Consider the following 5,837-nt stretch of genomic DNA (forward strand, 5'->3'; position numbering starts at 1 on the left):
AAGAAAAATCTTCCAATTAGCGTTTCCCTTTCAGGACTAGCTTCGCGTCGCCCTTTCAGGACTAGCTTCGCGTCGCCCTTTCAGGACTAGCTTCGCGTCGCAACCAGGCGGTCAACTCCAATAAAAAAATGTGGAATATAGCTTCTATTCCACACTTTTTGCATAGAAAAGGGCCATCACCACACTTTTCTTAGTGGGACAGCCCCAAATTCCTAATCTGATTTTAAATTACTTACGGAGACCAAGCTTGGATACGATTGCACGATAACGCTCAATATCCTTCTTGTTCAGATATGCCAGCAGGCGACGACGATGACCAACCATCTTCAAAAGGCCGCGACGGGAATGATGATCCTTCTTGTGCTCCTTGAGATGCTCGGTGAGATAAGAAATACGGGCAGTGAGAACAGCAATCTGAACCTCAGGAGATCCGGTATCGCCCTCATGAACTGCATACTTCTGCATAATTTCCTGCTTTGCTTCGTTGGTTAACATTGAAAATTCCTCCTATTTTTTACAAACTTCCACAAGCTGAGGCAAGGTCGGAGTCGTCCAGGTCTTAGCAAGGGATAAACTACATGTTCACAGTGAACACTTTTAAAAGTATACTACAAACAAACTGCTTTGTAAAGAACTAATTTCTGTTTCCTATTCGTCCTCCGGCAGGTTAAGCCCCATATTCTTCATTACCCGCCTACGGACCTGAGGCAGCATGGCATAAAGCATATTGCCGGGACAGGAGGTGGCATTGACGTCCCTATGTCCCATTACCCCCATTTCATCGGGAATGAGGTTGTACATACCACATAAAGCAGTCAACAGATTGGTCAGGGACCTTATCTGGGCCTCAGTGGGAGAGCCCACATCAAAGTTGCCGGCTACACATATTCCTACTGAATCACCATTATTGCCACTAGCGTGGGCACCCACCATATTCCAGCCCCGGCCCCGCTCGATGGTACCGTTTTTCCTTATTACGTAATGATAGCCTATACCGGCCCAGCTGCCGACATATCACGGTCTGTACCGGTTCCGGTATGATGAACGATTATTCTGTTGGTCTGAGCTCGTCTCTCCGGTTCTTCGGCGAACCAAAAATCATTTTCCTGTATACGAAAACGGGTCCTGCCCCACTTAGTGGCCGCTGCTGCCCAGGATGCCAGCTCTGGCAACGATATCAGGCTTAGTCCCAGCACCAGACCCACCGTCTTTTTTATAAAGCTGCGTCTGTTCATTATATGTAAAAGCACTACCTTTTTAAAGAATCTGTCTTGCCTTCTCCTCATCGGCATGAAGCTGCTTTACCAGAGCCTCAATACCACTGAATTTTTTCTCATCCCGAAGTTTTTTGACAAATTGCACTGTAACAGGTTTATTGTATAAATTCCCTGTAAAGTCCAGTACATGTACTTCCAGGCGGCGATTGCAGCCCTCGAAGGTCGGGTTGTTGCCCACATTGGCTATTCCCTTGAATTGCTCCCCATCAATAATCACATACACCCCATAGGCTCCATTGGGCAGCATAGCCCGTTTGTCCGGAATGGCCAGATTGGCAGTGGGAAAGCCTATGGTACGTCCCCGCTGATCTCCATGAATAACCCGTCCCCCAAAGCTGAAGGGTCGTCCCAGGTATTCATTGGTCAGCTCCAAATCGCCGTCCTCGATGAGCCCCCGAATGCGGGTAGAGCTTACCATTCGCCCATTTAGCTGTACTGCCTCACCGATTTCTGCCTTAAAGCCATAGGAGCCGGCTACCCGGCTTAGCATGCGGGTATTGCCCTTTCCCTTATAGCCAAAGGTAAAATTTGGCCCGGTAACAACGTATTTGGCATTACAGCTGTCCTTCAATTTCTCCAGAAAAGCCTCCGGACTTTCCTTGGACAATTTTTCAGAAAAGGCAACATTCAACAATAGGTCAACGCCCATTTCCTTCAAAAATTCCGCCTTGGAAATATTATCACCAATTTGCACCGGCACCCGTTCCGGAGCCACCACCGACAATGGGTGATTACTAAAGGTAAACACCACACTCAGCAGTCCATGGCTCCTGGCCAAGATCATGGCCTGTCCAATTATACTCTGATGACCAATATGTACCCCATCGAAGGTCCCAAGGGCAATGGCGGTTCTACGCCCCTTCAGAAAGCTTTTTATGTCACTAAATTTATTGAAAATCTGCATTAAAACAATCACCTGATAGAAATACTCAACAGTATTATTATACATTTTAGAAACTTCAAAGGCAAATTTTTACAGATTAGATTTTTCACGGCCCTTAGCCGGATATCCGATGTTATGGACCTGTGACCAAGGGTTATCATTGCCGGATATGCATTTAATGAATAGAGTAAATTTACAAAAATAAGGAAAATGATGCTTACTCAGCTGCAGCTTTAGACCTCCATGATTTTTGCCAAATTAATTCAGGACTGGGCCCAGCTATAGCAAAAATCGGACTGAAGGATCAGCCCGATTTTCTGAAACTGGAAATATTTGAGTTTTATGCAAAATACATACTTTCAATAATGGCCCGTGCCAGCTCTCTATCACTCATTCCCTTCATCTTCTTAGGAGCAGCCACATAAGCCGGCATCCGTTTTTTAATAAACTGGGTATCAATGTTGCCGGTACGGAAATAATTGTCATTAAGAATTTTGTTGTGAAGTGGCAGGGTAGTCTTTACACCCTCGATATGGAATTCATGGAGAGCACGCTCCATAATTTTTATGGCATCACCGCGGTTGCGGCCATGAACGATGATCTTGGCAATCAACGAATCATAATATGGTTCAATGGACAAGCCCGCCGTTACGCCCGAATCAAAGCGTACCCGGGGACCACTGGGCTCATGAAGGAAGGTGATTTGCCCAGGACTAGGCATAAAATTCTTGTCAGGATCCTCTGCATTTATGCGGCACTCTATAGCATGTCCCGTAAAATGAACATCCTCCTGGGTAAAATCCAGGGATTCACCGGCAGCAATACAAATCTGGGTCCGAACAATATCAATACCGGTTACTACCTCCGTAACCCCGTGCTCCACCTGTATACGGGGATTAATCTCCATGAAATAGAATTCGTTGTCGGACAAATCAAGCAAAAATTCCACCGTACCTACGTTGGAATAATGAACGCTCTTGGCAGCCTTTACAGCCAAAGCACCCACCCGATTACGCATATCCTGGGTCAGGGCAATGGAAGGAGACTCCTCCAACAGCTTTTGATTGCGGCGCTGGAGAGAGCATTCGCGCTCGCCAAGATGAAGGACCTCACCGTAATTATCCGCAATTACCTGAACCTCAATGTGACGGGACCGCTCTATAAAATGCTCAAAATAATATTTATGCTTGGTTACATCCACCAACATTTTAAGAATATTTTTTAAATCCTCTTCGTCGTGGGCTACACACATTCCCTTGCCGCCACCGCCGGAAACTGGCTTTAATATAACAGGATAACCCACCTCTTTGGCAACTTCAATGGCCTCTTCATTGCTGGTCAGCGGATTGCTGCCCTTGGCCATTGGAATTCCTGAGGGCTCTATAGAGGCTCTGGCAACATCCTTATCGCCAACCAGCCGTATTGTTTCCGGCATAGGGCCAATCCAGGTTATACCCTCATCTGTAACCCGCTCGGCAAAATCCGCATCCTCAGATAAAAAGCCATAACCTGGATGGATTGCATCCGCATGGGTCTTGATGGCAGCGTCAAGAATTGCCTCCTGGTTGAGATAGCTATCCTTAGCATCGGGACCTCCAACATTTACTGCCTTGTCTGCCAGCCTGACATGCAGGGCATTGGCGTCAGCATCGGAGTATATGGCAATAGTCTCAATATCCAGCTCCTGACAGGCACGGATAATGCGAACTGCTATTTCGCCCCTATTGGCGATAAGAACACGTTTAAACACGGTAATCCCTCCTAAAAAAATTTAAATTCCTATCAATAATAAATACACCTCGAAATTCATCATACAACTAAATTATACTGCTTAATATATATTAGTCAACAAAAAGATATATTATTGTCTTATATATCTTAAAGTTTACAAGTCGATTGTAAACTTATTGTTATAAAACTTAATTTGATTAACGAAATCAGGTATATTAAAAATTAACAAACTAGCTTAAAAGTCCTATTGTCACTAATATTTATCATACAACTTTACGTAAAAATAAAAAATACCCCCTTTCTCAATAATGCTGAGAAAGGGGATAACTATCAATAGGTTATTTTTAGGTTACTTTATTGGATTGCCATCCTGCTCCATGGATGGGTCGTAAACTCTGCAGCAGGCCCGTCCGGCATTTTTGGCCACATACAAGGCCACATCGCTTTTACGCATCATTTCATCCATAGTTGCATTGCCATCGCCTACCACAACACCTGCACTAGTGGATATGTAATGAATATCAAGACATTTTTCAAAATAATTCTGGAGCTTATCGATAAATTCCTCTATTCGCTTGCAGACGTTCTCAACTGATACCTGTTCAAACATTACAGCCAGGAACTCATCGCCTCCCAGCCGCACCAAGAGGGCATCCTGAAAGGCCTCCTTCATGTGTGCTGCCACACCTACCAAAACCCGGTCACCCATGGCGTGACCAAAGGTATCGTTGACTGCCTTGAAATGATCCAAATCAAAATATATGAAAGTCTGCTGCTGGACATCTCCCTGCTCCAGCCGTTCCTTGACAAAGGTCTCCATATAACGTCGATTGGACAGCCCAGTCAATGCGTCCTGCTGGGCCATTTCCAAAATCTTCTGCTGATATTCCCGTTCCTTGGTCACATCCCGGGCCATGCCCACCGTACCTATAATGGACCCATCCTCATCCCGTATTGGGGTTTTATAGGTGAGAAGGAAGCGCATACCCTCTGAGGTTTTCACCTGTTCATCAAAGAGGCAGGTGGTACCCTTCTGAATAACCTCCTCCTCAGTCTCCATGCAGACGTATTCACCCTGGGCATATTCCTCCGGCGTCAGTCCCCAAATATAGCAATGACCCCGGCCGGCAATATCCTCCTTGGTCTTGTCCACCACCTTGCAAAAGGCATCATTAACCTTCAAGTGTGCTCCGCGGATGTCCTTATACCATATGAGATCAGGTACCGGGTCAATGGTATTGTCCAGATAGGTTTCAGTCAGCCACAAATCCTTCTCCAGCTTCAGCAGCTGCTGAAGCTTTTTAAAATGGAACTGCAACAGGGCCGGTGTCAGGGGCATTGACCACAAATAATCCACCAGGGAAAGGATTTCCTCCGACAGCAAATCCACACGCTCTATACAATAAACCACCTTTACCTTACCTGCAACCGACTGCAGCTCCTCCACCGAAAAACCAGCCTTATCATCTACAATCAAAACACATTTAACACTTGGTGAAATATCCTTTTGCAGCTCTTCCATGGCTCCCAGGGTGAAAAACTGGTGTTCAAACCGCTCCATAGGTGCAATGCCCTGAAAAAACTCTCTATAGCCTTCTGCCACACCGGCCAGCCAAAAATGTATCTTTGCCAAATACATAAATAATCACTCCTCCAAAATGCGCCACTGCGATATGCTTTTCTGTTGCATTCAAAGGTACTTATTAAGTGTACTCATTTTCTTCACAAAAATATATACCACATCACCATGAAATTTATGGTTAACCAACTGGTTATCCTTCCTGGTTCACAATTTTTATGTTCAATCAAACCTTGTAAATATGGATTATACCCCTTCTATTATAATATATTTTATCAATTGGTTTAAAATAAGACAATAATAAAAAAATAATTTATCCGATGCTAACGGGTGCTAAGACTCCCTCCTCTTAGGTGGGAGTAAAGCA

6 protein-coding genes are annotated in these 5,837 nt (G+C 44.9%); all 6 read right to left on the reverse strand.

From position 1 onward, the window contains the following. Positions 1 to 228: 228 nt before the first annotated feature. Positions 229 to 495, reverse strand: a complete 267-nt coding sequence (gene rpsO, locus Q0Y54_RS11160; RefSeq protein WP_039210015.1) for a 30S ribosomal protein S15 — start codon at positions 493 to 495, stop codon at positions 229 to 231. Positions 496 to 648: 153 nt separating this feature from the next. Next, on the reverse strand, positions 649 to 993 hold the full coding sequence (locus Q0Y54_RS11165; protein ID WP_366072708.1) for a peptidoglycan recognition family protein: 345 nt from the start codon (positions 991 to 993) through the stop codon (positions 649 to 651). Further along, complete coding sequence (locus Q0Y54_RS11170; protein ID WP_297967829.1) at positions 990 to 1,235, reverse strand: hypothetical protein; 246 nt, start codon at positions 1,233 to 1,235, stop codon at positions 990 to 992. The genes Q0Y54_RS11165 and Q0Y54_RS11170 overlap by 4 nt, the downstream gene beginning before the upstream one ends. A 22-nt stretch (positions 1,236 to 1,257) precedes the next feature. Beyond that, complete coding sequence (locus Q0Y54_RS11175) at positions 1,258 to 2,181, reverse strand: bifunctional riboflavin kinase/FAD synthetase (protein WP_297967832.1); 924 nt, start codon at positions 2,179 to 2,181, stop codon at positions 1,258 to 1,260. A 319-nt stretch (positions 2,182 to 2,500) separates the two neighbouring features. Continuing rightward, positions 2,501 to 3,910, reverse strand: a complete 1,410-nt coding sequence (locus tag Q0Y54_RS11180) for an acetyl/propionyl/methylcrotonyl-CoA carboxylase subunit alpha (protein WP_297967835.1) — start codon at positions 3,908 to 3,910, stop codon at positions 2,501 to 2,503. A 330-nt stretch (positions 3,911 to 4,240) separates the two neighbouring features. Continuing rightward, positions 4,241 to 5,530 (reverse strand): bifunctional diguanylate cyclase/phosphodiesterase, encoded by a 1,290-nt coding sequence (locus Q0Y54_RS11185; protein ID WP_297967838.1) that lies wholly within the window; start codon positions 5,528 to 5,530, stop codon positions 4,241 to 4,243. Positions 5,531 to 5,837 lie beyond the last annotated feature (307 nt).

This window comes from uncultured Anaerovibrio sp., from assembly GCF_947302755.1.
GTDB lineage: Bacteria > Bacillota > Negativicutes > Selenomonadales > Selenomonadaceae > Anaerovibrio.

What these genes read in the sequence shown, in the direction of transcription:
- Q0Y54_RS11170 (WP_297967829.1), bottom strand. Translation starts at nt 1,235, where the DNA reads ATGAACAGACGCAGCTTTATAAAAAAGACGGTGGGTCTGGTGCTGGGA.
- Q0Y54_RS11185 (WP_297967838.1), bottom strand. Translation starts at nt 5,530, where the DNA reads ATGTATTTGGCAAAGATACATTTTTGGCTGGCCGGTGTGGCAGAAGGC.
- Q0Y54_RS11175 (WP_297967832.1), bottom strand. Translation starts at nt 2,181, where the DNA reads ATGCAGATTTTCAATAAATTTAGTGACATAAAAAGCTTTCTGAAGGGG.
- rpsO (WP_039210015.1), bottom strand. Translation starts at nt 495, where the DNA reads ATGTTAACCAACGAAGCAAAGCAGGAAATTATGCAGAAGTATGCAGTT.